23 protein-coding genes are annotated in these 24426 nt (G+C 63.1%); 11 read left to right on the plus strand and 12 right to left on the minus strand.

The features are described 5' to 3' along the window. Positions 1-8: 8 nt before the first annotated feature. From PG897_RS06560 to PG897_RS06575, 4 genes are read right to left on the minus strand one after another with little or no spacing between them, the layout of a single operon-like run. On the minus strand, positions 9-1172 hold the full coding sequence (locus PG897_RS06560; RefSeq protein ID WP_043170790.1) for a membrane protein: 1164 nt from the start codon (positions 1170-1172) through the stop codon (positions 9-11). Then, entirely contained in the window at positions 1172-1543 is a 372-nt protein-coding gene (locus PG897_RS06565; protein WP_005303379.1) for a GtrA family protein, read from the minus strand. The genes PG897_RS06560 and PG897_RS06565 overlap by 1 nt, the downstream gene beginning before the upstream one ends. Further along, entirely contained in the window at positions 1540-2601 is a 1062-nt protein-coding gene (locus tag PG897_RS06570) for a glycosyltransferase family 2 protein (protein WP_043170789.1), read from the minus strand. Before PG897_RS06570 ends, PG897_RS06565 begins: the two co-directional genes overlap by 4 nt. Before the next feature lie 56 nt (positions 2602-2657). Continuing rightward, positions 2658-3203, minus strand: coding sequence for a hypothetical protein (locus PG897_RS06575; RefSeq protein ID WP_005303374.1), 546 nt, complete (start codon positions 3201-3203; stop codon positions 2658-2660). A gap of 315 nt (positions 3204-3518) precedes the next feature. Between PG897_RS06575 and PG897_RS06580 the strand changes: the two genes are divergently transcribed. The 4 genes from PG897_RS06580 (at position 3519) to PG897_RS06595 (ending at position 6895) form a co-directional block, all read left to right on the plus strand. After that, on the plus strand, positions 3519-4289 hold the full coding sequence (locus PG897_RS06580) for a substrate-binding periplasmic protein (RefSeq protein ID WP_043170788.1): 771 nt from the start codon (positions 3519-3521) through the stop codon (positions 4287-4289). 81 nt (positions 4290-4370) lie between these two features. Continuing rightward, positions 4371-5855, plus strand: a complete 1485-nt coding sequence (locus PG897_RS06585; RefSeq protein ID WP_042049738.1) for a L,D-transpeptidase family protein — start codon at positions 4371-4373, stop codon at positions 5853-5855. Between the two features lie 150 nt (positions 5856-6005). Beyond that, a complete protein-coding gene (locus PG897_RS06590; protein WP_005303369.1) occupies positions 6006-6551 on the plus strand; it encodes a DUF882 domain-containing protein in 546 nt (181 codons plus the stop codon). Between the two features lie 92 nt (positions 6552-6643). Further along, a complete protein-coding gene (locus PG897_RS06595) occupies positions 6644-6895 on the plus strand; it encodes a hypothetical protein (protein WP_005303367.1) in 252 nt (83 codons plus the stop codon). A gap of 93 nt (positions 6896-6988) precedes the next feature. Here the strand turns inward: PG897_RS06595 and PG897_RS06600 are convergent, their stop codons facing one another. Both PG897_RS06600 and cysZ read right to left on the minus strand, forming a co-directional pair. Next, positions 6989-7603, minus strand: coding sequence for a trimeric intracellular cation channel family protein (locus PG897_RS06600; RefSeq protein ID WP_005303366.1), 615 nt, complete (start codon positions 7601-7603; stop codon positions 6989-6991). Positions 7604-7737: 134 nt separating this feature from the next. Next, positions 7738-8502 (minus strand): sulfate transporter CysZ, encoded by a 765-nt coding sequence (gene cysZ, locus PG897_RS06605; RefSeq protein ID WP_043170786.1) that lies wholly within the window; start codon positions 8500-8502, stop codon positions 7738-7740. Between the two features lie 109 nt (positions 8503-8611). On the opposite strand from cysZ, the gene PG897_RS06610 reads away from it, so the two are divergent. The 3 genes from PG897_RS06610 (at position 8612) to ligA (ending at position 15229) form a co-directional block, all read left to right on the plus strand. Beyond that, complete coding sequence (locus PG897_RS06610) at positions 8612-11986, plus strand: AAA family ATPase (RefSeq protein WP_201880403.1); 3375 nt, start codon at positions 8612-8614, stop codon at positions 11984-11986. Positions 11987-12001: 15 nt separating this feature from the next. Further along, the gene (zipA, locus tag PG897_RS06615) at positions 12002-13123 is read left to right on the plus strand and encodes a cell division protein ZipA (protein WP_043170784.1); all 1122 of its coding nucleotides are present in this window, start codon (positions 12002-12004) and stop codon (positions 13121-13123) included. Positions 13124-13222: 99 nt separating this feature from the next. Continuing rightward, positions 13223-15229, plus strand: a complete 2007-nt coding sequence (ligA, locus tag PG897_RS06620; protein ID WP_043170783.1) for an NAD-dependent DNA ligase LigA — start codon at positions 13223-13225, stop codon at positions 15227-15229. A gap of 73 nt (positions 15230-15302) precedes the next feature. Here the strand turns inward: ligA and PG897_RS06625 are convergent, their stop codons facing one another. Next, entirely contained in the window at positions 15303-16316 is a 1014-nt protein-coding gene (locus PG897_RS06625; protein WP_043170782.1) for an ABC transporter substrate-binding protein, read from the minus strand. Positions 16317-16722: 406 nt separating this feature from the next. Between PG897_RS06625 and nrdD the strand changes: the two genes are divergently transcribed. The 4 genes from nrdD to PG897_RS06645 all read left to right on the plus strand — a co-directional run bounded on the left by nrdD (position 16723) and on the right by PG897_RS06645 (position 20329). After that, a complete protein-coding gene (gene nrdD / locus PG897_RS06630; protein ID WP_043170781.1) occupies positions 16723-18840 on the plus strand; it encodes an anaerobic ribonucleoside-triphosphate reductase in 2118 nt (705 codons plus the stop codon). A gap of 208 nt (positions 18841-19048) precedes the next feature. After that, positions 19049-19558, plus strand: coding sequence for an anaerobic ribonucleoside-triphosphate reductase-activating protein (gene nrdG / locus PG897_RS06635; RefSeq protein WP_043170780.1), 510 nt, complete (start codon positions 19049-19051; stop codon positions 19556-19558). A gap of 64 nt (positions 19559-19622) precedes the next feature. Further along, on the plus strand, positions 19623-19793 hold the full coding sequence (locus PG897_RS06640) for a YqaE/Pmp3 family membrane protein (protein WP_005343870.1): 171 nt from the start codon (positions 19623-19625) through the stop codon (positions 19791-19793). 143 nt (positions 19794-19936) lie between these two features. Next, entirely contained in the window at positions 19937-20329 is a 393-nt protein-coding gene (locus tag PG897_RS06645; RefSeq protein WP_017787823.1) for an energy transducer TonB, read from the plus strand. A gap of 31 nt (positions 20330-20360) precedes the next feature. Here the strand turns inward: PG897_RS06645 and PG897_RS06650 are convergent, their stop codons facing one another. The 5 genes from PG897_RS06650 to slyA form a co-directional block, all read right to left on the minus strand. Continuing rightward, positions 20361-20720 (minus strand): MliC family protein, encoded by a 360-nt coding sequence (locus tag PG897_RS06650; RefSeq protein WP_005303350.1) that lies wholly within the window; start codon positions 20718-20720, stop codon positions 20361-20363. Positions 20721-20847: 127 nt separating this feature from the next. Then, positions 20848-21609, minus strand: a complete 762-nt coding sequence (locus PG897_RS06655; protein WP_201880406.1) for a substrate-binding periplasmic protein — start codon at positions 21607-21609, stop codon at positions 20848-20850. 203 nt (positions 21610-21812) lie between these two features. Beyond that, complete coding sequence (locus PG897_RS06660; protein WP_201880409.1) at positions 21813-22841, minus strand: DUF2955 domain-containing protein; 1029 nt, start codon at positions 22839-22841, stop codon at positions 21813-21815. A gap of 10 nt (positions 22842-22851) precedes the next feature. Further along, positions 22852-23907 (minus strand): HlyD family secretion protein, encoded by a 1056-nt coding sequence (locus tag PG897_RS06665; protein ID WP_201880529.1) that lies wholly within the window; start codon positions 23905-23907, stop codon positions 22852-22854. A gap of 1 nt (position 23908) precedes the next feature. Continuing rightward, entirely contained in the window at positions 23909-24382 is a 474-nt protein-coding gene (gene slyA, locus PG897_RS06670; RefSeq protein ID WP_010634735.1) for a transcriptional regulator SlyA, read from the minus strand. Positions 24383-24426: the final 44 nt, after the last annotated feature.

The raw sequence follows: 24426 nt of genomic DNA on the forward strand, positions 1-24426 counted from the left end.
CACCTTCGTCACACGGTGAAGAACTTGAAGTTGACGAAGGCCACCGCGATGAAGGAGGCCACCATGCCGCTCAGGCAGAGCACGGCCGGGCGAATGGCCGGCCAGCGATGAGTCAACAGCACGATCGCCAGCATGGTCGGATAGAGGCCGAACATGTAGCGCGGCATGGCATTGAGCCCTGTCATCAGCGGAATGGTGCAGCAGATGAACATCAGGGTCGCCTCGGCCCAGCGCTTCTGGCTGAACAGATAGAGGTTCAGCGCCCAGCCGAACATCACCATGATGGAGAGGTAGGATTTGCGTCCGCCCAGCTCGAAGCCGCTCAGCCACCAGTCCAGCGGGCTGTCCATGTAACGGCCCCAGGCCACCTGGATGTGCTTGAAGGCCAGCGCGTCACCGGTGAGGTGATAGAGATAGAACATGTAGGCGAACAGGCCGAGCGGGATCATCCAGAGGGTGAACACCACCTTGAAGGCGCGCTCGGTGAAGCGGAAGAACTCGCGCCAGCCGTAGGCCTGCAGCGCCAGGATCAGCACCGGGAACACCATCATCACCCCCAGGTTGCGGGTGGCGGAGATGAAGACGCCGAGCAGGGCCACCATCAGCCACTGCTGGCGATAGGCGAACAGGAACATCCCCAGCATCAGCGCCATGAACATTGACTCGGTATAGCCGGAGACGAAGTAGGCGGAGAAGGGGGAGAAGGCGAGCAGCCAGACACCGAAGCGGGCGGTATCGTCACCCAGCTTGAGTTGGCGCAGCACCAGCAGCATCAGCGGCAGGCTGGCGAAGAACGCCAGGTTAGCCACCAGCATCAGGCCGATCAGGCTCTCGACGTTGAGCAGGTTGGAGAGGGTGCCGGAGATCATCGGGTAGAGCGGCATGAAGGCCCAGTTGGCCGCGTTGCCCTTGCTCAGCCAGCGCGGGTAGAGGTCGTAGCCGTTCTCGATGATGCGCTGGAACCAGACGCAGTCAAACTGGCAATAGGCCTGCAGCGGGCCTATGTCGGTGGCGCCGTAGAGCTGGACGCCGAAGTAACCCATGCCGTACAGGGCGACCCGGCTCAGCACGAAGGCGGCGATGATCATCAGCCAGTCGCGACCGCTGATGCGAAGTGACGGGCGATAGGGCGCCACCTGGTCGGGGGCAGTGGTGGTAGTCATGTCATTCATCAGGCAAATACCCAGATCCTGGAGAGGAGGTAGGTGAGCACGGTGACCGTCAGGGTGGCGATCACCACCGGCAACAGACCGGAAAGACCCGCAAACAGCAGACCGCTCAATATCAGGTTACGCACCGCCAGCGAGAAGAGGGCGACCAGCAGGAACTTGCTGGCGGCACCCTGCTTCTGGAAGGTGATGTAACGGTGACCGAAGAAGGAGAACCAGAACGCGATGGCAAAGGCCAACGTCGTCACCAGGTGCTCCGAGATGGTGGGCCAGGTGTGAAACAGGGCGATGGAGGTGCCCAGATCGACGAGGGTGGCCCCCCCGCCGACAAACCCGAAACGTACCAGCCGCCAGAATTCCTCGCGGGAGATCATTGAGAAGCCTGCTCCTGCTGGTCATCAGCGGCCTTAGCGGCAGCAGCCTTCTTGCCGGCGCTCTTCTTGCTGCCGCTGGCGGCGTCCTGCTTGGGCTCTTCATCCTGCTTGGCATACTGGCCGTAGACCCCTTCGATGAGGTAGACGGGGCGCTGCTTCACTTCCACGAACATGCGGCCGATGTACTCGCCGATGATGCCGAGCGACAGCAGCTGGATGCCGCCGAGGAACAGCACCACCGACATCAGGGAGGCGTAACCCGGCACGTCGATGCCGAAGAAGACCACCTGAGTGACGATCTTGAGGATGTAGAGGAAGGCGACGAAGGATACGCCGACGCCGACGTAGCTCCATACCCGCAACGGCCAGCTGGAGAAGCTCATCAGACCGTCGAGGGCGAAGTTCCACAGCTTCCAGTAGTTGAACTTGGTCTCGCCGGCGTGGCGGGCGGGGCGCTCGTAGGGCACACCGACGGCACGGAAACCGGCCCAGGCGAACAGCCCCTTCATGAAGCGGTTGCGCTCCGGCAGCTGCTTGATCGCCTCGACCACCTTGCGGTCGATCAGACGGAAGTCGCCGGCGTTCTCCGGCAGCTTGGTGCTGGTGGAGAGGGCGTTGAAGAAGCGGTAGAAGCCACCGGCGGTGAGGCGCTTCATCGGGGTGTCGGCGCTGCGATCCACCCGGATGCCGTAGACGGTGTCGTAGTCGCCGGTCTGCCACAGCTTGACGAATTCGAGAATGAGCGAGGGCGGATCCTGCAGGTCCACGTCCATCGGCACCACGGCATCACCCTTGGCGTGATGCAGGCCGGCGGTCATGGCCGCTTCCTTGCCGAAGTTGCGGGCCAAGTTGACCAGGGTGACGCGCGGGTCGCGGGCGATGGCCTGCTCGACCACCTCACGGGTGCGGTCGCGGCTGCCGTCGTTGACGAATACAATTTCCAGCTGATCCTTGAGCGGCGCCAGTTCGTTATCTATCGCGTTGATGAAGGCATCTATGCTCTCTTCCTCGTTGTAAACGGGAACGATCAGAGAGAGTCGAAAATCGGCATGCGACATGAAAACTTCCTTATTTGGAAAATTATTTTATAAAACAGCGTATTGGAGAATACGTCTTACTGGGCGACGGTCAAGCGCACCGACTGGACATTGAGCGGTGTCGGGGCGGAGAGCGCCAGAAAGTTGGGACGCTTGGGATCCGAGGTCAGCGACTCGCCCGGCAGGCTGAGACGGATCTCGTTGATGCCGGCCTTGGCCAGCTTGACGGTGGTAGTGAAATCGTGACCCAGTGCCACCTTGAGCAGGGCGCCGGCCTGCGGGCTGTTGACCCGGGCTTGGATGGTCAGCTCTTCCGGCTGTGCCTGCTGCTTGGGCAGCACGAAATAGAGGCCACCCTGGCCGCTCAGTTCGGTGCCGTCCGCGCTCGGTTTCTTGGCCCAGCCTTCGCTGGAGAGGAAGCGGCTCGGCTTGGTCAGATTGAGCTCGTTGCCGGGCTGGTAGGTCATGCTGGAGTTGTGCTCCCAGAAGCGGGTCTTGCCTTCCAGGTAATAGAGCTTGTAGGCCAGGCTCACGTTGGGGTGGGCGGCCAGATAGAGGGTGTAGAGATAGAAACCACTCAGCGCCATGATGGCGGTCAGAAAACCAAACTTTTTGTACGTCATATCACTCTCTGCGCCTCACGGTTTGTAGGCTGATTTCGCGCATATGCTAATCCAATTGCAAAAAAAGCATAGTGGATCACAAAAATATATTTGGTCACATATTAACCCCTTTCTGATTGGTGTTCCAAATGTCGCTTCTCCCTCTTTTTAGCTAGCCCCCAGGCCCTGTTGTGGCGGGCTGGCCGGGCCCCTTTTCTGCTCGGGCGATGCCGCTTTTTCGGTGCCCCGATCATGGTCTGCATCCCTGTGGCAGGATCTGTCGCCATTTTGCCGAGGCCGATTTATGATGAGCTGATACGCCGTCAAGGATGACCCATGAAGCTGAAACTCTGCTGCTGGATGCTCTGGTTGCTGACACCGCTGGTATCGGCAAATGCGCTGTGCCCTGCTCCCTTGCGGATCGGTTATGACAACTGGCCGCCCTATCACTATTACCTCGAGTCCGCGGCCGGCAAGAAAGAGCTGCAGGGCTTTGCCATCGAGGCGCTCAACGCCATGCTCAAACGACTGGATTGCAAGGCCAGCTATGTGGAGATGCCCTGGAAACGGGTGTTGCACGGTCTGGCGCTGGGGTCGGTCGACATTGCCATGGAGGCCTACTTCAACGAGGATCGTGCCCGTTATGCCTGGTTTTCCGATGCCTACAATCCGGGCCGCAGCGTGCTCTGGATCCGCAAGTCAGACGCCTATTCCGACACCGATCTGGCGAGTTGGCTGGCCGACGGGCATACCCTGGGGGTCACCAAGGACTACTACTACGGCGCCGAGATCAGCGAGCTGCTGCGCCGTTATGCCGCCCAGGTGAGCGTGGTCAACGACGAGCAAAACTACGGCAAGCTGGTGTTGGGACGCATCGACGGTTTCCTCGGCGATGTGCTGGCCACCCCCTGGGGCTTGAAGAAGGAGGGGCTGAGCGATCTGATCGTCCCCCATGCCATGGCCGTATATGAAGCACCGACCTTTTTCATGTTCAGCAAGAAACGGTTGTCTCCCGAATTCGTGCGGGAGTTCAATCGCGAGCTGGCCAAGTTTAAAGCAACAAATGAGTATGACATTATCTGGCGGCGCTATGCGCCCGCCGGCTAGCAAAGTCGCGGGCATTCACGCATGATGAGCGCCTTGACCGCCGGGTCTGACGGATTGAAGTGAACCTATCTTGAGGTAAGCATGGGGAAGAAGTATTGGCTGGCATTGGCAAACCTGATCTGGCTGGGCTGCTGGCCAGCGGCCATGGCACAGGCCAGCGAAGGCCAGGTGGTGGTGAGCAATGCGGCGGAGCAGCACGACTGGTATCAGAACCGGACGGCGGAGCAGGCCAGGCAAGAGCTGGAGCAGCAACTGCAGGAGGCCGTGCTGGCCCAGCTGCACCCGGATTTCTATACGCTCTGGAAGAAGCTGCAGGCCAAGCCGTCAGATCAGCGCGGCGCCCTCTATGACGAGGCGTTTGGCAAGCTGGCCCGGTTCCAGCAGGCATGGCGCGCCATGGATCTGGTCTCCCGCGAGCAGATGCAGACCCTCAAACTCAATCTGAACAAGCCGCTGGCTCACGAGCCGGCCGGCGACAACCTGCTGGAACAGGTCAAGCAGCTCAGACCCCAGGTCGCGGAATACGAGGCGGTGCGCGAGGAAGTGCGCAAGCTGCTGGCGCTGCCCATGGCCAAGAAGTGGCCGACCCTGACCATGCCGACCCTGCGAGCCGGCGAGGTTTCCCCGGAGCTGGGCCAGATCCGCTCCATCCTCAACGAGCTGGGCGACACGGCCCCGCGCCATGACGACGCCACCTACGACGACGACACCCTGCAGGCGGTCAAGCAGTTCCAGCGCCGCCACGGCCTGACCGCCGACGGCATCATAGGCCGGCAGACCCGCAGCTGGCTCAACACCGGGCCCGAGGTGCGCGCCAGCCTGCTGCTGCGCAACCTGTGGCGACGCGATCTGGTGGATCAGCTCTCCGGTGCCCGCTACGTGCTGGTCAACATCCCCGACTATCGGCTGAGCGTGGTGGAGTCCGGCAACGAGGTATTCACCAGCCGGGTGATCGTGGGCAAGGAGCAGCGGGCTACCCCGATCCTCGCCAGCGAGATCCGCTCCATCGTGCTCAACCCGGCCTGGCACGTGCCGCGCTCCATCCTGAGCAAGGACATTCTGCCCAAGCTGGGGCGCGACCCCGCCTACCTCAATCGCGAGCAGTTCGAGGTGATCGACGGCGAAGGCAATCCGGTGCAGTTCACCGAAGAGGGCTGGCAGCAGGCACTGGCGTCCGGTTTCCCCTATCGTCTGCGGCAAAAGCCGGGTGATCACAATGCACTGGGTCGCTACAAGTTCTATCTGCCCAACAACGAGGCGATCTACCTGCACTCCACTCCGCGCAAGGCGCTGTTCGAGCAGGGTGCGCGCGCATTCAGTTCGGGTTGCATCCGGGTGGAGCACGCCGACGATCTGGCCGAGCTGCTGCTGGCGGACTCCCGCTACCAGCCCGACAAGGTGGCCAGCATCCTGAAAGAGAGCCAGACCAAGTGGCTGCCGCTGACCACTCCGATCCCGGTGTTCACCGTCTACTGGAGCAGCTGGATCGACGAGGAGGGACGTCAGCAACTGCGCAACGACATCTATGGATTTGATCGAGTCAGCTACCAGAGTCGCCTGCTGTGATCCTCGCCACAGAGTGAAAAGCCCGGCCTGCGCCGGGCTTTTTCATGGCACCTTGCGGTTTGACAGCGGCCGGCTCGGCGGGTAGTTTCAAGCGCCTGTATCAAATTCATTCAACGGTTTCACCTCAACATTGCGATGGACGGACAAGGGATGCTTGATCAAGAGATAAGCCGACGTCGCCTGCTGCTGGGTGCCGGTTGCCTGCTGGGGGGCTCGCTGTTGTCCTTCCCCGCCATGGCGAGCCGCAGTACGGCGGGACGTGAACTCAGCTTCTTCAATCTCAATACCGGTGAGCGGGTGCGCACCAGTTACTGGGAAGATGGCCGCTATCTGAAAGACGGGCTGGCCGAGCTCAACCACATCTTTCGCGACTACCGTCGCAACGAAGTGTTCAACATCGACAGGAAGCTGTTCGACCAGCTCTACCTGCTGCAGCACAAGCTGGGTCGCCACGGCGAAATCCAGCTCATCTCGGGCTATCGCTCCCCCGTGACCAATCGCCAGAAGCGCAGTCGCAGCCGCGGGGTAGCCAAGCACAGCTACCACACCCTGGGGCAGGCGGTGGACGTGCGGATCCCCGGGGTACAGCTGGCGCACCTGCGCAAGGCGGCGCTCCATCTCAAGGTGGGCGGCGTCGGTTACTACCCGAGCGACAACTTCGTGCACCTCGACACCGGGCCCGTGCGCAGCTGGTAACGGCGGTTTGCTGGCCGTACCTGCCCGGCGGGTGACTGGTCAGCGGGGTGGCCGAGCTGGTAGGCTCTGGACACCATGCAGAGGAGAACCAGATGAAACATATTTTGCTTGGCGGGCTGATTGCCCTGCTGCTGACCGGTTGTGGCAAGCTCAACCGCGAAAACTACGACAAGCTCAAGATGGGGATCAGCTACGCCGAGGCGAGCAGCATCCTCGGCAAGGCCGAGCGTTGTGACGATGCGCTGGGCACCACCAGCTGCATCTGGGGCGACGAGGGCAAGAACATCAAGATCCGTTTCATCGCCGACAAGGCGACCTTCTTCAGCTCGGAAGGGATCAACTGAGGCAGTTGCTGCCCCCTTGCTCAACAAAAAAGCGCCTGACCGGCGCTTTTTTGTTGGCTGTTATCCGTACCGGCTCGCCAGAAGCTGGCGCGCTCAGTGTGCGGCGTACTGATAGTGAAAGGTGGGCAGCCCCCACTTGAAGCGCACCGCCAGCAGGCGCAGCACGAAGCCGATGCCGATGGCACCGAAGGCGGCCCAGTCGTTGGGCAGGCCCTGATCCAGCGCCAGGCAGTAGAGGGCGGCGGTCACCAGCGAGATGGCGGCATAGAGCTCGCGGCGAAACACCAGCGGAATGCGCTGGCAGAGCAGATCCCTGAGCACGCCGCCGAAGGCCCCCGTCACCACCGCCATGATGCAGGCGATGCCGGCGCCGTGACCCATCTCCAGCGCCCTGGCCGCACCGAAGATGGAGAAGACCACCAGCCCCAGGGCATCGAGTGCCATGAACAGCTTGCCGAGATAGCGCATCAGCGGTGCCGAGATGACGCCGGCCATGGCCGCGCCGGCGACCAGCAGCACATACTCCGGGTGTTCGACCCAGAGCAGGGGGTAATGGCCCAACAGTACGTCGCGGATGGTGCCGCCACCGATGGCCGTCGCCGAGGCGATGATCACCACGCCGAACAAGTCCATCCGTCGCCGGCCCGCGGCCAGCGCGCCTGTCATCCCTTCGGCCACCAGGCCCAGCAAGAAGAGTGCATGTAACATGAGATATCCCAGGGTGCGAGAAAGGCTCGCATCCTAACAATCTAGCGCTGGCGGGACAAGCAAACTCATATATGCATTAGATTAAGTAATGAAAAGGGGGCTTTCGCCCCCATTTTTCATCATGCTTGTCCGGGTCAGCGCTTGAGCTGTTCGCTGCGGTAGTGATCGACCCACATGGCGGTGGCGCCGCAGATGGCGACCGGCATCACGAACAGGTTCACCACCGGGATGGCGGAGAAGAGGGTGACCAGGGCGCCGAAGCTCAGGCACTTGCCGCGGCGCTGCTTGAGGGCGTCGCGCATGGTGATGAAGTCGATCTTGTGATTGTCGAACGGATAGTCGACATACTGGATTGCCATCATCCAGGCGCTGAACAGGAACCAGAGCACAGGCGCCAGGGTCTGGCCCACCACCGGAATGAGGAACAGGATCAGGCAGCCGATGGCCTTGGGCAGGTAGTATTTGAGCTTGATCCACTCGCGGCCGAAGGTGCGTGGCACATCCTTGACGATGTCCAGCATGCCGGTGTCGTTGGCGGCCTCGCCAGTGAGCGCCTGCTCCACCTTCTCCGCCAGCAGGCCGTTGAAGGGGGCGGCTATCCAGTTGGCCACCGAGCTGAACAGGAAGGAGAAGACCACCAGGATGGTGATGAGGGCGATGGGCCAGAGCAGGTAGTCCAGCCAGTCGAGCCAGCTCGGGATCTGCTGGTGCAGCCAGCCGAACAGGCCATCCAGCTGCAGCAGCAGGGCGTAGAAGGCTCCGGCAAACAGCACGAAGTTGACCAGCAGGGGGATCAGCACGAAGGTGCGGATGCCGGGCTGGCGAATGAGGGAGAAGCCGCGCAGAAAGTAGTCTGCACCGCTGATCGAGTCTTTTACCATACGGGGGGAGTGGCTCATCGGAGCTCCATCTGTTCATGGGAAACTGCCAGCATATTACAAACAAGCTTTTGATTTGGTAAAGTCGCCTGCCCGCCTCCTCTTTATTTCGTTACCGACATAGGCCGCCATGCGTCTGAAATTGATCAAACTCGCCGGCTTCAAGTCGTTTGTCGAGCCGACCCGCATCGAACTCAACGCCGACATGACTGCCGTGGTGGGGCCCAATGGCTGCGGCAAATCCAACGTCATCGACGCCGTGCGCTGGGTGCTGGGGGAGAGCTCCGCCCGCCATCTGCGTGGCGAGAACATGACCGACGTCATCTTCAACGGCTCCATCAACCGCAGCGCCCACGGCCGCGCCTCGGTGGAGCTGGTGTTCGACAACCCCCACAACCGGGTGCCCGGTGAGTTCGGCCGCTTTACCGAGATCTCGGTGCGCCGCGAAGTGCTGCGCGATGGCTCCAACCACTACCAGATCAACGGCCAGAAGTGCCGCCGCAAGGACGTGACTGACCTCTTCCTCGGCACCGGCCTTGGGCCGCGCAGCTACGCCATCATAGAGCAGGGTACCGTCAGCCGGCTGGTGGAGTCCCGTCCCGCCGATCTCAAGCTGTTCATGGAAGAGGCCGCAGGGGTCTCCCGCTACAAGGAGCGGCGCCGGGAGACCGAACAGCGCATCCGCCATACCCAGGAGAACCTGGAGCGCCTCGGCGACATCCGCGGCGAACTGGGGTCGCGCCTCGACCACCTTAAGGCCCAGGCCGAGACCGCCGAGCGCTACAAGCAGCTCAAGAGTCGTTCGCGTGCCGCCCGCGCCGAGCTGATCGGCTCGGAATTGTGGGCGTTGGAGACGCGTCTGGGCGAGGCCAAGACCGAACTTGCCCAGACCGAGCAGGCGCTGGCGGCCCTCGATGCCAAGCGCACCGCCGACGAGGGGCGTCACGTCACCCTGTCGGTCGCCCGCCAGGAGGCGCAGGCCGAACAGGCCAGCCGTCAGCAACAGATTTTTCTCGGCGGTCAGGCCATCGCCCGCCTCGAGCAGCAGCAACTGCACCAAACCGAACTCGGCCGCGACTGGCAGGCGAGGCGGCAGGCCCTCGGCGAGCGCATCGAGGGGCTCAAGACCCAGCTGGCCGGCCAGCTGGAACAACTGGGCGAAAGCACTCTGCAGGGGGAGGTAGCGTCGGCGCGCCTCGAGCAGTGTGAGCAGTTGCTTACCGACCAGCAGAGCGTGCGCACGGCGGCGGGCGAGCGGCTCGAGCAGGCGCGCCAGCGCCAGCAGCAGTGGCAGCAGCAGCTTGGCCAGTTGCAGGGGCGGCTCAACCAGACCCGCGCCGAGGTGAACGGTCTGCAGGAACTGCAGGCCAAGACCCGGCTGGCCCGTCTCAAGCTGGAAGATGAACAGGCCGGGCCCCTCGGCGGGGAGGAGGAGAACCTGCAACCGGCGCTCGATGCGTTGGCGGCGACGCTCTCGCTCTCCCGCGCTCGTCATGAAGAAGCCGAAGCGGCGTGGCAGGCCGGCCTGGCCCGCCATGAAGAGCTCAAGGCAGCGCAGGGGCGCCAGCAGGGCTTGCTGCGCGAACTGGAGGCTCGCCTCGCCACCCTGGATCAGATCCTGGGGGAGCAGATGGCGGGCGTCACCCTGGCGGATCGGCTGCAGGTCCCCCCCGAGTGGGCCCGGGGGCTGGACAAAGTGCTGGGGCGCTGGCTCACCGCCACCCCGGCGGACGAGTGCAATCTGGCGCAATCCGGGCTCTGGATTGGTCCGGCCCGGCCGGCGCTGGCCGGTACCCTGGCGGCGCAACTGGGCGGTGAGCACATTCCCGCCTTCCTCAACGCCATCTGGCTGGCAGAGAGCCGGGAGGAGGCGCTGGCCCGCCTGCACAGCCTCTCTGCCGGTGAGTCGCTGCTCACTCCAGCCGGCGACTGGTTCGGCCCCAACTGGGCGGATCTGGGGGAGGGCATGGCCCTCGGCACCCTGGCGCTGCTTGGCGAACGTGAGCGGTTGCACAGCGAGCTGGTCGCGGGCCGGGAGGCGCTGCGCCGGCTCGATGAACAGCTTGCCGCCGCCGACGCGACGCGGGCCCAGTTGCACGGCGCCCATGAACTGGCCCAGCGCACCCTGCGCGAGCAGGAGCAGCAGTGGCAGCAACTGCGCGAGGACTGGAGCCTGCGCGAAGGGCAGCGCCAGGCGCGGTTGCAGCGCCTCGGCCAGCTGGGAGAGGAGCTGATCCGGCTGGATAAGGAGCAGGCTGAGGAGGCGCAGCGGCTGGTGTCGGCCGGGGAGCGGCTTGAGCAGGATGAAGCGGCCCTTGGCGAGCTGCAGGAGCAGGGGGAGCTGCTTGCCAAGGCGCTGCTGCTCGCCCAGGAGCAGGCGAGCACGGCGGATCGCGCTGTGGAAGAGGCCCGCCTGCGTCGTGAGCAGCAGCAAGCCGCCTGCCAGCGGCTGCAACTGGAGCAGCAGAACCAGCGCCAGCTCATCACCCTGCGCGAGCAGGAGCTGGCCCGCCTTGGGCTGGAGCTGGCCGAGCTCAAGGAGCCGGGGGCCACTTCGAGTCAGGATCTGTCGCCCCTGCTGGCCGAGCAGCGCAGCCTCGAGGCGCAGCAACTTGCCTGTCATCAGCGGCTTGCAGAATTGGATCGCCAGCTGACCGAGCTGGAGCAGGCCAGAAGCGCCGATCACAAGCAACTGGTGCAGATACAGGAGAAGCTGGCGACCCTGCGGCTCGAGCGCGAACGCAACCTCACCCGCCGGCAGGGGCTGCACGAGCAGTTCGAAGAGCTGGGGGTACGGCTGGTGGATCTCGATCAGGCGGTGCTGATAGCCGCTGATCGCGGCAAGCTGCGCCAGGAGATCCAGACCCTGGAGGCGCAGGTGGAGGCGCTTGGCGCCATCAACCTGGCGGCGCTGGAGGAGTATGAAGAGGCGAAAACCCGCGCAAGCTACCTGGAAAACCAGTGCCAGGATCTGGAGCAGGCGCTGGAAACCTTGAGCCAAGCCATTAAAAGAATTGATAAAGAGACACAAATACGCTTCCGTGACACTTTCGATAAGGTCAACGAAGATTTAAAATCCCTGTTTCCAAAAGTGTTCGGTGGGGGCAGTGCCTGGCTTGAGCTCACCTCCGATGATCTTTTGGAGGCTGGAGTGAGCATCATGGCGAGACCTCCGGGTAAGAAGAATGCTACCATTGCCCTGCTTTCCGGGGGGGAGAAGGCGTTAACCGCTCTTGCGCTGGTTTTTGCCATCTTCAGACTCAATCCGGCACCTTTCTGTCTGCTGGATGAGGTGGATGCACCGCTCGATGAAGTGAACGTCGGTCGCTTCTGTTCTCTTGTCAAAGAGATGTCGAGCACAGTACAGTTCGTTTACATCAGTCATAATAAGGTCTCCATGGAGATGGCTGAGCAGCTGGTTGGCGTCACGATGCAAGAGCCCGGGGTTTCGCGCATAGTGTCGGTCGATATCGGTGAAGCCGTCGCTTTGGCTGAGCAAAACTAGAAAGAGAAGCAGCTAATGCAGGAATTGCGTTACATCTTGGTTGCCCTGGGCGGTATTGCCATCGCGGCATTGCTCATTCACGGGTTGTGGAGCAACAGAAAGAATCGTCAGGCACCGATCAAAGAGAAACCTCTGGGCCGGATGGAATCCAAATCACGGGATCGTGACAACGACGCCTTCGACAGCGATGGCATCGGTCAGGTGCGAGTGGTCAGCGGTGGCCGTCGTGCCGAGCCCAAACTCCACCATGATGAACCTCGCCAGCCGGAAGTGAGCCGTCGCGCCCCCGCGCCCGCCTTCGATGATGAAGAGGATGACGCCGATCTGCCGCCGCCCGTGGTACGCAAGCCTGCCGCTCGCCCCGTGCCCCCGCCTCCCGTTTATGAAGAGGAGGAGTATGAGGAGCCGGTCGCCGAGTCTGTCGAGGAGGTGCCTGCCGCGCCGGTGCGCAAGCCTGCCCAGGTGATCCGTCGTACCCCGGTGCATCGTTCCCGTCCCCAGCGTGAGCCGCTGCTGCAGCCGCTGGACGAAGAACCGCTGGTGGAGCCAGCCTACGCCACCGCACCCACCTTTGGTGCCCGTGAACAGGCCCAGGCCGCCGCGCCCGAATACAAGGCGCAGCCCCGTTACGCAGCCCCCGAGCCTGCCTACGAGGAGCCCGCCTATGAAGAGCCGGTGCCGGAGCCGCAGATCGAACGTCAGCCGGTCGAGAAGATCTGGCAGGATGTTTATGTCATCAACCTGATGGCGCGCCCCGGTCACGATCTGCAGGGGGCGACCCTGATCTCTTCCCTGCTGGCGCTGGGCTTCAAGTTTGGCGAGATGGACATCTTCCATCGCCACGAGGATCTCAACGGCAAGGGCGAAGTGCTCTTCTCCATGATCAACATGGTCAAGCCGGGTACCTTCAACCCGTACCGGATGGAGCAGTTCACCACTCCGGGCGTGTCGCTCTTCATGCAGCTGCCGCTGCGCAGCAACGCCGCCTTTGCCTTCGAGCACATGCTGCAGTCTGCCGACCAGCTGGCCAGCGATCTCGATGCCATGCTGACTGACGTGGATCGCAGCCCGCTGAGCGACGAGACCATCGCCCGTTACCGGCACGAGCTGGCCGCCTACGAGGCCAGTCGCGACTAATACGCCAGGCGGGTCGAATGAATCAAAAGTGCGGTACCCAGGTGCCGCATTTTTATTGCTCCGCTGGCCGGTTTTTCCATCACACTTCGAGACTTTTTCATGAGCGATATCCTCTCCCGCCACCGTCAACTGTGTGAGCTGCTTACCGAATATGGGCATCAGTACTATGTGCTGGACAACCCCACAGTGCCGGACGCCGAATATGACCGCCTGATGCGCGAGCTGATCGCGCTGGAGGCCGACCATCCCGAGCTGAAAACCCCTGCCTCGCCGAGCGTGCGGGTGGGCGGTCAGCCGCTCACCGCCTTCAAGCAGGTGCGCCACGAGATCCCCATGCTGAGCCTGGACAATGTGTTCAGCAGCGAAGAGCTGCAGGCGTTTGAACAGCGCATGAGCGATCGCCTCAAGCGGGAGGTCAATTTCACCTTCTGCTGCGAGCCCAAGCTGGATGGCCTGGCGGTGAGCCTGCTCTATGTAGACGGCCAGCTGGTGCAGGCCGCCACCCGGGGCGATGGCACCACGGGTGAGGAGATCACCGAGAACGTGCGCACCATCAAGGCCATTCCCCTGACCCTGCGTGGCGAGGGGTGGCCGGCTCGGCTGGAAGTGCGCGGCGAGGTGTTCATGCCCAAGGCGGGGTTCGAGGCGATGAACGCCAGGGCGCTGGCCGCCGGCGAGAAGGTGTTTGTCAATCCGCGCAACGCCGCCGCCGGCAGCCTGCGCCAGCTCGACTCGCGCATCACCGCCAGCCGTCCGCTCAGCTTCTACGCCTATGGGGTGGGGGTCGGTGGCGAGCTGCTGGGAGATTCCCACTACGGCCGCCTCACCCGGCTCAATGCCTGGGGGCTGCCGCTCAGCCCGGAGGTGAAACTCAAGGAGGGGGCTGCCGGTTGTCAGGCGTTCCATGACGACATCCTGACCCGTCGCGGTGCACTCCCCTACGAGATCGACGGCGTGGTCTACAAGGTGGATGCCATTCCCCTGCAAGAGGAGCTCGGCTTCGTGGCCCGTGCGCCGCGCTGGGCCACCGCCCACAAGTTCCCGGCCCAGGAGGAGATGACCCTGCTCGAAAACGTCGAGTTCCAGGTCGGTCGCACCGGCGCCGTGACCCCGGTGGCCAAGCTCAAACCTGTGTTCGTCGGCGGCGTCACCGTCTCCAACGCCACCCTGCACAATGCCGACGAGATTGAGCGCCTCGGCGTCATGATCGGCGACACCGTGATCGTGCGCCGGGCCGGGGACGTGATCCCGCAGATCGTGGCCGTGGTGGAGGCCCAGCGTCCAAGCGATGCCCGTGAAATTCTGTTCCCGACCGAGTGCCCGGTGTGCGGCTCGGCGGTAGAGCGGCTGGAAGGGGAGGCGGTGACCCGCTGCTCCGGAGGCCTGTTCTGCGAGGCGCAGCGCAAGGAGGCGATCAAGCACTTCGCCGCACGCCGCGCCATGGACGTGGACGGCCTCGGCGACAAGATAGTCGAGCAGTTGGTGGACAAGGGGCTGGTGAAGACCCCGGCCGATCTGTTTGGCCTCAATGCCATCCAGCTGGCCGGGCTCGAGCGGATGGGGCAAAAGTCCGCCCTCAATCTGGTGGCGGCCATCAATGCGGCGCGCAGCACCACGCTGCCGCGCTTCCTGTTTGCGCTGGGGATCCGCGAAGTGGGGGAGGCGACCGCGCTGAACCTCGCCAATCACTTCCTCACCCTGGATGCCTTGCGTGCCGCCTCGGTGGAGCAGTTGCTGGACGTGGCCGACGTGGGGGACGTGGTGGCCAAGCATGTCTACTACTTCCTGCGCCAGCCCCACAACATCGAGGTGCTGGAGGCCCTGCTGGCCGCCGGTATCCACTGGCCCTCCATCGAGAAGAAGGAGGCAAGCGATCAGCCCTTTGCCGGCAAGACCTTCGTGCTGACCGGCACCCTCACCACCTTGTCGCGCAACGACGCCAAGGCGGCGCTGCAGGCGCTTGGCGCCAAGGTGGCGGGCTCGGTATCGGCCAAGACTGACGTGCTGGTGGCCGGTGAGGCGGCGGGCTCCAAACTGGCCAAGGCCCAGGAGCTCGGCATCACCGTCTGGACCGAAGAGGAGTTGCAGCAGGCGCTGCAGGGCTGAGTCGCTGGCTCAACCAGATAAACGAAGAACCCGGCCATGCCGGGTTCTTCGTTATGGGGACAATGATCCGCGCTCAATCACGCCAGAGGATCTTGTAGCGCCACTTGTCGGGCAGGGTGAGCTGCCAGCGGGCCAGCTCGCTCTTGCTGAACACATACTCGCCGCGCAGGGCAGCCCGCGGCGCCAGAGTCTTGGGCTGGGCTCCCTCCAGAATGGCATTGACCAGCTCGGCCGCCTTGGCCCCCTGATCGTGCCCATCCAGCACCAGGCCGCCGATGGCCTTGCCCTTGCCCACCGTAAACTCCCAGAAGCAGAACAGCGGCACCGGGCTGTGGGCACTGGTCCACTCCAGCACCTGGCGTTCATCCACGTGGCGGCCCTGCTCATCGATGAGGGTGTGGTAGAGGCCGATGAATATCGCCTGATAGCCGTTCTGCCTGGCGTTGAGCACGGCCTCCTGCCACAGGTCGTAGTCGCCGAGCAGCTGGCTGTTGACCCGGGTCTGGCCGACCCGCAACTCGGTCTGGGTCTTGAACTCATCCTCGATGGCGGTCAGGGCCACGTTGCTCGAATCGAACAGCACCAGTGCCTTCTTGATCCCCCCCATCAGCTGGCTCATCTCGCTGATGTTGCGCTTGAGCAGGGGACGCTCCAGCACGCCGGTGATCTTGGGGTGGCCGACCAGCCCCTTGTGGCGCGGGTTCTCGTTCATGCCGAGAAACACGACCGGGGTGCCGAGGGAGGCGATGCTGGTGGCAAGGTAGTTGATGGCGTTGTCATCGCCAAGCACCACCAGATCCGGTTTCACCTGGTGGTAGTAGGCGAGCGCCCGTTCGGCGATCTGGTCGAACTCTTCGGCGGGGCGGCGCTTGGTATCCATGTAGAAGTGGCTGATGTGGTGCTCGCCCTTGAGGTTGGCCACCAGGCTGGCGTTGTAGCTCTGATCCCACAGGTACTCGGGATGGTAGCTGCTGATCACCAGGATCTCGGCAGCCCACAGCCGCAGCGACAGGGGGCACAGCAACAGTAGCAGCAACAAAGGCTTGGTCATATGGCTTCCCATCGGCACAGGGGTGTTGTCATTCATTATGTTCACTCCTGGGCCAGCCGGTGCCGGTCAATTACTGTCGGAGGGGAAATCTTTTTCTCGCTGGCCGGCATCGGGCGCTAGCCCGCACCAGGCTTGAGAGTGGTCTCGTATGGTGCCTTTTGTGGCTGGTCGGGAACTGCGCCACTCGCCTCAAAACCTGTTCTGGATCAAGAAATACGACCCCGCTTTGGTGCCTAATAGACACCACATATAGGGCTGCATTCGTTTTTAATCCCTATATGTTGTGTTATTAAGCTGTGTAAAAGCTGTTCCCTTCTCATCGTCAGCCCAGGCTTGTCAAGCCTCGGCTGAATTTATTTGCGCCGAGGACGAGGCGTGGAGAAGGGGGCCAAACAAGGGTAAGCCGAGGGCGAGAGCCTGGCCTTTTTAACGGGGAAACTCCATGAAACCGGTTGTGATCAAACGTGATGGATGTCGCGCACCATTCAATGCCCAGCTGATTGCCGAGGCGGTGGGCCGAGCGGCGGAGGCGGTCAATCAGGCCAGTCCGGCGCTGGCAGAGCGCATTGCCGCCGCCGTCAGCCAGGAGCTGGAAGGGCGGGGAGAAGTGGACATCCACGAGATCCAGAACCGGGTCGAGAACCACCTGATGGCCTCCGACGACAAGGCCATCGCCCGTGCCTACATCGAATACCGTCACGACCGGGATCAGGCTCGCGAGGCCCGCGGCCGGCTGGCCCAGGAGATCCGCGGCCTGGTTGAGCAGACCAACGCGGCCCTGCTCAACGAGAATGCCAACAAGGATTCCAAGGTGATCCCGACCCAGCGCGACCTGCTGGCGGGCATCGTCGCCAAGCACTACGCCACCAGCCACATGCTGCCCCGCGACGTGGTGCAGGCCCATGAGAGCGGCGATCTGCACTTCCACGATCTCGACTACTCCCCCTTCTTCCCCATGTTCAACTGCATGTTGATCGACCTGAAGGGGATGCTGACCCACGGCTTCAAGATGGGTAACGCGGAGATCGACACCCCCAAATCCATCAGCACCGCCACCGCGGTCACCGCCCAGATCATCGCCCAGGTGGCGAGCCACATCTATGGCGGCACCACCATCAACCGCATCGACGAAGTGTTGGCTCCCTACGTGACCATCAGCTGGGAGAAGCATCGGGAAGTGGCGGTGGAGTGGGGCATCGGCGATGTGGATGCCTACGCCATGGCCCGCACCGAGAAGGAGTGCTACGACGCCTTCCAGTCGCTGGAGTACGAGGTGAACACCCTGCACACCGCCAACGGTCAGACCCCGTTCGTCACCTTCGGCTTTGGCCTCGGCGACAGCTGGCAGTCACGCCTGATCCAGCGGGCTATCCTGAGCAACCGCATCGCCGGCCTTGGCAAGAACAAGAAGACCGCCGTGTTCCCGAAACTGGTGTTCGCCATCAAGGATGGCCTTAACCACAAACAGGGCGATCCCAACTACGACATCAAGCAGCTGGCGCTGGAGTGCGCCTCCAAGCGGATGTACCCGGACATCCTCAACTACGACCAGGTGGTCAAGGTGACCGGCTCCTTCAAGACTCCCATGGGCTGCCGCTCCTTCCTCGGTGCCTACGAGGAGCAGGGCGAGCTGGTCCACGAGGGGCGCAACAACTTAGGGGTGGTGAGCCTCAACCTGCCACGCATCGCTCTCAAATCCCGCGATGAAGCGGACTTCTGGGACAAGCTGGACGCCGCCCTGCGGGTAGCCAAGACCGCGCTGATGTACCGCATCAAGCGCCTCGACGGAGTCAAGGCCCGGGTCGCCCCCATCCTCTACATGGAAGGAGCCTGCGGGGTGCGCCTCAAGGCGGACGACAACGTCAGCGAGATCTTCAAGCACGGTCGCGCCTCCATCTCCCTTGGCTATATCGGGGTGCACGAGACCATCAACGCCCTGTTTGGCGATCAGGTGCACCTGTTTGACAGCGCCGAGCTGCAGCAGAAGGCCATCGCCATCGTCGAGCGCCTCAAGGCCGCCACCGACGAGTGGAAGGAGGAGACCGGCTATGGCTTCAGCCTCTACTCCACCCCGAGCGAGAACCTCTGCTCGCGCTTCTGCCGCATCGACGCCAAGGAGTTTGGTGTGGTGGCGGGGGTGACCGACAAGGGCTACTACACCAACAGCTTCCACCTCGACGTGGAAAAGCAGGTGAACCCGTACGACAAGCTGGACTTCGAGGCGCCCTATCCGCCCATCGCCAGCGGCGGCTTCATCTGTTACGGCGAGTACCCCAATATCCAGCACAACCTGGAAGCGCTGGAGAACGTCTGGGACTACAGCTATGACAAGGTGCCCTACTACGGCACCAACACCCCCATCGACGAGTGCTACGACTGCGGCTTTACCGGCGAGTTCGAGTGCACCTCCAAGGGCTTCACCTGCCCGCGCTGCGGCAACCACGACCCGGCCAAGGTGTCGGTGACCCGCCGCGTCTGCGGCTACCTCGGCAGCCCGGATGCGCGCCCCTTCAACGCGGGCAAGCAGGAAGAGGTCAAGCGCCGCGTCAAGCATATGTAAGTCCAGAGTGGGCCCCTGCCTCCTCTTAACAAGGGGAAAGCTAGCCCCTTACCCCAGCCCTCTCCCAGAGGGAGAGGGAACCGGCCGAAGTGCTGTTTGTTCGGTCTTGCTCCCTTCTCCCGCTCAGATTGAAAAGAGTGGGAGAAGGGCTGGGGATGAGGGGGCATCCATCATCACCTGCCTGCCAAACCGTGAATCGAGAGACGAGATGCACTACCACCAGTACTACCCGGTCGATGTGATCAACGGCCCAGGCACCCGTGCCACCCTGTTCGTCTCGGGCTGCGAACATCAGTGCCCAGGCTGCTACAACCAGAGCACCTGGCGGCTCGATGGTGGCAAGCCGTTCGATGAGGCGATGAGCGATCGCATCATCGCGGATCTCAACGACAGGCGCATCAAACGGCGCGGACTGTCGCTCTCCGGCGGCGATCCGCTCCACCCCGCCAATGTGCCCCAGGTGCTGGCGCTGGTGCAGCGGGTGCGCGCCGAGTGCCCCGGCAAGGACATCTGGTGCTGGACCGGCTATCTGCTTGGCGAGCTCAGCCCGGCCCAGCGTGAGCTGGTGGCCTTGCTGGACGTGCTGGTGGACGGCAAGTTCGAGCAGGGGCTGGCAGACCCCGGTCTGCTCTGGCGTGGCAGCAGCAATCAGCAGATCCACGACCTCAACGCCTGGCGGGAGGGAGGGGAACGGATCCCCTGTCTGGTTTGCAGTTGAGGCCAGGGGTGTTTATGGTTAGCCCATTCCAATCCCTGTGACATCGTTGACGAGGAAATCCGAGATGAACAATCTGCTCAAGATCCTGCTGGCCATCTTCCTGCCGCCGGTCTGTGCCTTTATCCAGGTGGGCTTCAGCCTGCATTTCTTAATCAACATAGTGTTGACCCTGCTCGGCGGTCTGCCCGGCATGGTGCATGCGCTCTGGCTGGTGGTCAGCGACAAGCGCGGCTGACGTTGAGCCTCTTTGCTAAAAGCCAACCCGATGGGTTGGCTTTTTTTATGCTGCTCAAATGGGTTCCGATTGTTACAGTAATGGGCCGGCAACCCTGCCGGGGAGGGGTGACTCCTCTGATCTGACTCAACAAGGAGTGTTGAATGGGTTTGAAGTTCTTGCTGCTGGGCACTGTGCTCGGCCTGCTGGGGGGCTGTGCCAGCCCCAGTCCCACCGTGAAACTGAACCAGCCACCGTTGGAGGTGACCATGGCGGAGCTTGGCAAATACTGGGTGCAGGATGGCGAGGTGCCCCCGTTTGAACCGGTGGGCGGCGCGCCAGCCAAGCGGCCCGTCAAGGGCTATGTGGAGATCCGTTATCTCATCGACTCCAACGGCAATCTGTTCAGCCCAGAGATCCTGGCCTCGGAGCCGCCCGGCGTGCTGGACCTGATCGCCCTGTCGGGGTTGGCCAAGACCCGTTATCGAGTGTCGGAGCAGAATCCGCAGGCCATTCCGGTGCGAGTGGTGGGTCGCTACGAGATTGAAGTGGAGTAAACAACAACCCCGGCCTGGCCGGGGTTGTTGTTTACTGCTGCTTGCAGTCGTTGTAGACGCTCTGCCACTCGCCATCCTTGTCGCGCATCTCGACAAAGCCCTCGTCGCCCTTGTTCCACCAGACGGCCTCGTGATCGTCGGTGTAGCGGGCGCCGGAGGCAGAAACGCTCTGCGGTAGGGTGTAGTCCTTGCCATCCGGCAGCGCCAGCTTGACGAAGTTCAGGCTCTGATCGGAGAGGGCGAAATAGCGCACCTGTACCCGTTGGCCCTGTTCGCACAGATAGGTGACGGGGTCGCCGCCGGTCACGCTCAGGGGGTCGGCGCCGCGTTCGCAGCCGCTCAGCAGGGTCAGGGTCGTGATGCCCAGCAGCAGAAGGTTGGCGTGCTTCATGTTGATTCTCCATCGGTGTCATCCGGGCGTGATCCTAACAGCTTGCCCAAGGGGGGCAATGCCGCTCGACCCGACTTGCGTCGATATGCGTCCATAGGCGTCAAAAGAAGCATTAATGAGTATGAGATCAGTGCAGGCCGAGCCTGGCCTCGAAGGCCCGCACCAGCACTTCGTAGGTGCCGTTGTTCTTGATCTTCTGCAGCCCCTCTTCGAAGCGACTGGCCATCTCCTCACCCCGGGGGTGGACGCGGGAGAAGGCGAGCCAGAAACCGTCGGTGGAGATCTTGCCCACCTTGACCACCTTCCCGCTCAGCTGTTTCTGCTGGATCTTGAGGTAGCCCGGCATCTCGTTCATCAGTATGTAGTCGACCCGGCCACGCACCAGCATCTCGATGATCTGGGTGTCTGACTTGGCCTGAAAGCGGGTGATCCTGGGGTTTTCCATGAAATCGGTGGGGTAGGTGTAGCCGAGAGTGATGCCCACCGTCTTCTGTTCCAGCGAGGTGAGCTTGAGATCCCGGCGCGGTTCGCTGGCCAGGGCGAAGATGGCGAGATCCTCCTCGAACATGGGGGTCTCGTGCCAGAAGTACTGGTAACGGTTCTCCTCGGTAATGGTGGCATCGAAACAGCCGAGCACCTTGTCGCTGCGCGCCTCGTACATGCAGCGGGCGAAGGGGATGGTACGAAACTCCACCTCGACCCCCTCGGCGGCAAAGGCTGCCTTCACCAGCTCGGGCGCGAGCCCCTGCGGCTGGCCGCTCTCTTTGTCGAGGACGCAATAGGGCGCCCAGTCATCTTCCGCGGCGATCAGCACAGACTCGGCCCGGGCGCTTCCCACCATCAGCAGAAGACAGATAACCAGCCAGTGAATGTGGGTTACGTGTGTCATGGTCTCTCTCCCGTTGCCAACTGCCCTAGCAAGCATAGTTGCTGGGGCTGGCCACAGGCGCTGCCAGATACAGGGCAAAAAAACGCCCCGGTAGGCATAGTTGCGGGGGCTGGCTGCTGGCGGCGCCGAATGCGGGGCAAAAAAACGCCCCGGTAGGCATAGCGGGGCGAAAGGCAGCACATCCTTGAGCTAACAACAGGGGGTCAATAACCGAACCGGGTGGCCTCGAAACGGTTAAGCAGTCGGTGGATGAGGTAACAGGCCAGCAGGGTGGCGACGATGGCAAATAGGATGCTGCTGACCCGGTAGAGGGCACTGAACACCAGATCGTTGCCGGGCGTCAGGTACTGGCCGAACAGGATGCCGAGGGTGGTGAGGGCGCCGAAGCCGACCCCGGAACCGCTCGCCTCCTTCACGTGGGCATGACTGAACAGCATGGCGCCGAGCCAGAGCAGGGGGGCGACCAGGATCAGCAGTCCGGACCAGTCGTAGAGCACCAGCTGGCTGACCAGGCCGAAGCTCACCCCGAGCAGCGTACCCATGGCCCGCTTGCGGGCATAGCTCAGGGCGCCGTCCCAGTGCATGGGGAAGAGCACCAGCAGGGTGGTGGCCTGGGCCGACATGGAGTCCCGCAGATCGAAGAGCTGGAACACCATGAAGGAGAGGGTGGCGATGCTGGCGCCAAGCAGCGCCTCGTGCCGCATCCGGTGTGGTGCCTTGGGTGAGGGGGCCGGCCTGGGGCGCTCCTCCACGTCAGGGATGAGCGCCGTCATCAGGTAGGCGATGAGCACCGACAGCACGCTGGCCCACAGGTTGCTGAAGATGAGGTCGTTGAGATCGGTCTGCGGGTAGCTGGCAAAGTGCAGCATGATGCTGAGGCTCAACACCCCGTTGGCACCGAACAGAAACAGGCTGCCCCGCGACATGGCGGCGAAACGGTAGAGAAACAGCAGGAAGGCGATGGGGATCATCAGGCCGGGATGGCCGCCAAACAGCCCCCCCAGCAGTCCCACTTCCAGCCCGCAGACCACGGCGGCGGCGATCAGCTGGCGGGCGGCATGACCGTTCATCACCGGCACCATGCCCAGCAGCAGTACAGGCGTCACCGTATAGAAGACGCCGTAGTTCCAGCCAAACAGCTTGCAGAGCAGAAAGCCGCTGGTGCTGCCAAAGGCGATGCGCAGGCATTGGCGCAGTTCATTGGCGGTGAGGGGTCTGTGCCACAGGTTCATTGCCGTCACCTCAGTAGATGTAGTGCAGCAGGCTGAGCAGGCGGATCTGGGCGCGGGCCAGCAGCCCGGTCAGGGCGTTGTCGGGCAGCAGCTGCACGGTGGCGCGGGCACCGGCCGGCAGATGGGCGGGCAGCTGTTCCAGCGCCAGATGCAGGCGCAGACGCTGGGCGTCGCGCACCCAGCGATCCGACTCGGTGGGGCTGGCCAGCTGGCCGTTGGCATCGAACTGACCGGCGCTGACCCCGGCATCCAGGCTGGTGACCCGGGCGGGATAGAGGCGGCCCGGCTCGCCGTCGAAGGCGACCAGGGCCAGGCTGTCCTGATCTACGTGGCGCAGGCTCTTCTCGCGAAAATCGGCGATCACGTCCACTTGCTCGGAGACCAGCGCCAGCAGCGGGGCGCCCGCCGCGGCGAAGCTGCCCGGCTTGAGCTGCAGGTTGGTGATGATGCCGTCCTGGCTGGCGTGGACCCGACTGTAGGCGAGGTTGAGCTCGGCCTGGGCGAGGCGGTTGCGGGCCTGGCGCAGTAGCAGGTTGTCGTCGCCGGACAGGCCGCGGTTGACCCTGGCCTGGGTCATGCGGGCCTTGCTGGCCAGCAGGTTGGCCTGGGCGGTGCGAAATGCGCTGTCGGCGTCATCTTTCTGCTGCTCGGAGACCATGTGGCGGCGATAGAGGGCGTCGATACGCTCCGCTTCCCGCAACTTGAGGGCGGCCTGGGTCTGCAGCGAGCTGAAATCGGCGCTGGCGGCGTTGAGGGTGGCATCGAGCTGGCGATTCTGCTGCTCGGCCTGGGCCAGGGCGAGGCGAGCCTGCTCTACCGCCAGCTCGAAGGGGGCCGGGTCGAGGGCAAACAGCAGGTCGCCCTGTTTGACGTGCTGGTTGTTGGCGACAGCCACCTCCATCACCTTGCCGCTGACCTGGGGCGCCATCTTGGTGACGACGCGGGTTGCCATGGCCTGCGGGGTGAGCGGCATCTTGAGGTCGGCCAGCAGGAAATAGGCAAAGACCAGCACGAAGGCGCCCATGGCCCATTTGATCCAGCGTTGGAATTGTTGATCCGGGGTCATCTCATTCTCTCTCTTCACTCTGCGCACCTATCTTGCCGAGGGCATTGGCACAGATGCGGTGCACGATATCTTCAAACTGTTCCAGCTCCCGCTGGCTGATGCCGGCGAGCAGCTCCCGGCGTATCTCCATGATGCGATCTTCAATCTGGTCGAGCAGCGCCTTGCCGGCCGGGGTCAGGGTGACGATGCGGGCCCGCTTGTCCTGGCTGCAGCAGTGGCGTTCCACCAGCCCCTGTTCTTCCAGCTGGCCCAGGGTGCGCATCAGGGAGGGAAGTTCGATCTCCAGCGCCTCGGCCAGGGTCTTCTGGCTGAGGTGGCCGCCGAGCCGGCTCAGCTTCCACAGCGCCGTCCAGCGGGGATGAGTCAGGCCGAGGGGGGCCAGCTCGAGATCGGCCACGGTGCGCCACAGCCGATGCAGCCGGCCGACCCGCTCGGCGAGGGAGAGCTCGCGCAGCATTTCCAGATCCTTCATCATGAGATTCTCCTTTTACTTAGCTTGCTAAGCATTGTAGTTGTTTA

Source organism: Aeromonas sp. QDB20 (assembly GCF_027707805.1).
GTDB classification, from domain to species: Bacteria; Pseudomonadota; Gammaproteobacteria; order Enterobacterales; family Aeromonadaceae; genus Aeromonas; species Aeromonas dhakensis.

Bases quoted from the DNA above. Each gene is read 5' to 3' on its own strand.
- PG897_RS06560 (WP_043170790.1), bottom strand. From the start codon at position 1,172: ATGAATGACATGACTACCACCACTGCCCCCGACCAGGTGGCGCCCTAT.
- PG897_RS06565 (WP_005303379.1), bottom strand. From the start codon at position 1,543: ATGATCTCCCGCGAGGAATTCTGGCGGCTGGTACGTTTCGGGTTTGTC.
- PG897_RS06570 (WP_043170789.1), bottom strand. From the start codon at position 2,601: ATGTCGCATGCCGATTTTCGACTCTCTCTGATCGTTCCCGTTTACAAC.
- PG897_RS06575 (WP_005303374.1), bottom strand. From the start codon at position 3,203: ATGACGTACAAAAAGTTTGGTTTTCTGACCGCCATCATGGCGCTGAGT.
- PG897_RS06580 (WP_043170788.1), top strand. From the start codon at position 3,519: ATGAAGCTGAAACTCTGCTGCTGGATGCTCTGGTTGCTGACACCGCTG.
- PG897_RS06585 (WP_042049738.1), top strand. From the start codon at position 4,371: ATGGGGAAGAAGTATTGGCTGGCATTGGCAAACCTGATCTGGCTGGGC.
- PG897_RS06590 (WP_005303369.1), top strand. From the start codon at position 6,006: ATGCTTGATCAAGAGATAAGCCGACGTCGCCTGCTGCTGGGTGCCGGT.
- PG897_RS06595 (WP_005303367.1), top strand. From the start codon at position 6,644: ATGAAACATATTTTGCTTGGCGGGCTGATTGCCCTGCTGCTGACCGGT.
- PG897_RS06600 (WP_005303366.1), bottom strand. From the start codon at position 7,603: ATGTTACATGCACTCTTCTTGCTGGGCCTGGTGGCCGAAGGGATGACA.
- cysZ (WP_043170786.1), bottom strand. From the start codon at position 8,502: ATGAGCCACTCCCCCCGTATGGTAAAAGACTCGATCAGCGGTGCAGAC.
- PG897_RS06610 (WP_201880403.1), top strand. From the start codon at position 8,612: ATGCGTCTGAAATTGATCAAACTCGCCGGCTTCAAGTCGTTTGTCGAG.
- zipA (WP_043170784.1), top strand. From the start codon at position 12,002: ATGCAGGAATTGCGTTACATCTTGGTTGCCCTGGGCGGTATTGCCATC.
- ligA (WP_043170783.1), top strand. From the start codon at position 13,223: ATGAGCGATATCCTCTCCCGCCACCGTCAACTGTGTGAGCTGCTTACC.
- PG897_RS06625 (WP_043170782.1), bottom strand. From the start codon at position 16,316: ATGAATGACAACACCCCTGTGCCGATGGGAAGCCATATGACCAAGCCT.
- nrdD (WP_043170781.1), top strand. From the start codon at position 16,723: ATGAAACCGGTTGTGATCAAACGTGATGGATGTCGCGCACCATTCAAT.
- nrdG (WP_043170780.1), top strand. From the start codon at position 19,049: ATGCACTACCACCAGTACTACCCGGTCGATGTGATCAACGGCCCAGGC.
- PG897_RS06640 (WP_005343870.1), top strand. From the start codon at position 19,623: ATGAACAATCTGCTCAAGATCCTGCTGGCCATCTTCCTGCCGCCGGTC.
- PG897_RS06645 (WP_017787823.1), top strand. From the start codon at position 19,937: ATGGGTTTGAAGTTCTTGCTGCTGGGCACTGTGCTCGGCCTGCTGGGG.
- PG897_RS06650 (WP_005303350.1), bottom strand. From the start codon at position 20,720: ATGAAGCACGCCAACCTTCTGCTGCTGGGCATCACGACCCTGACCCTG.
- PG897_RS06655 (WP_201880406.1), bottom strand. From the start codon at position 21,609: ATGACACACGTAACCCACATTCACTGGCTGGTTATCTGTCTTCTGCTG.
- PG897_RS06660 (WP_201880409.1), bottom strand. From the start codon at position 22,841: ATGAACCTGTGGCACAGACCCCTCACCGCCAATGAACTGCGCCAATGC.
- PG897_RS06665 (WP_201880529.1), bottom strand. From the start codon at position 23,907: ATGACCCCGGATCAACAATTCCAACGCTGGATCAAATGGGCCATGGGC.
- slyA (WP_010634735.1), bottom strand. From the start codon at position 24,382: ATGATGAAGGATCTGGAAATGCTGCGCGAGCTCTCCCTCGCCGAGCGG.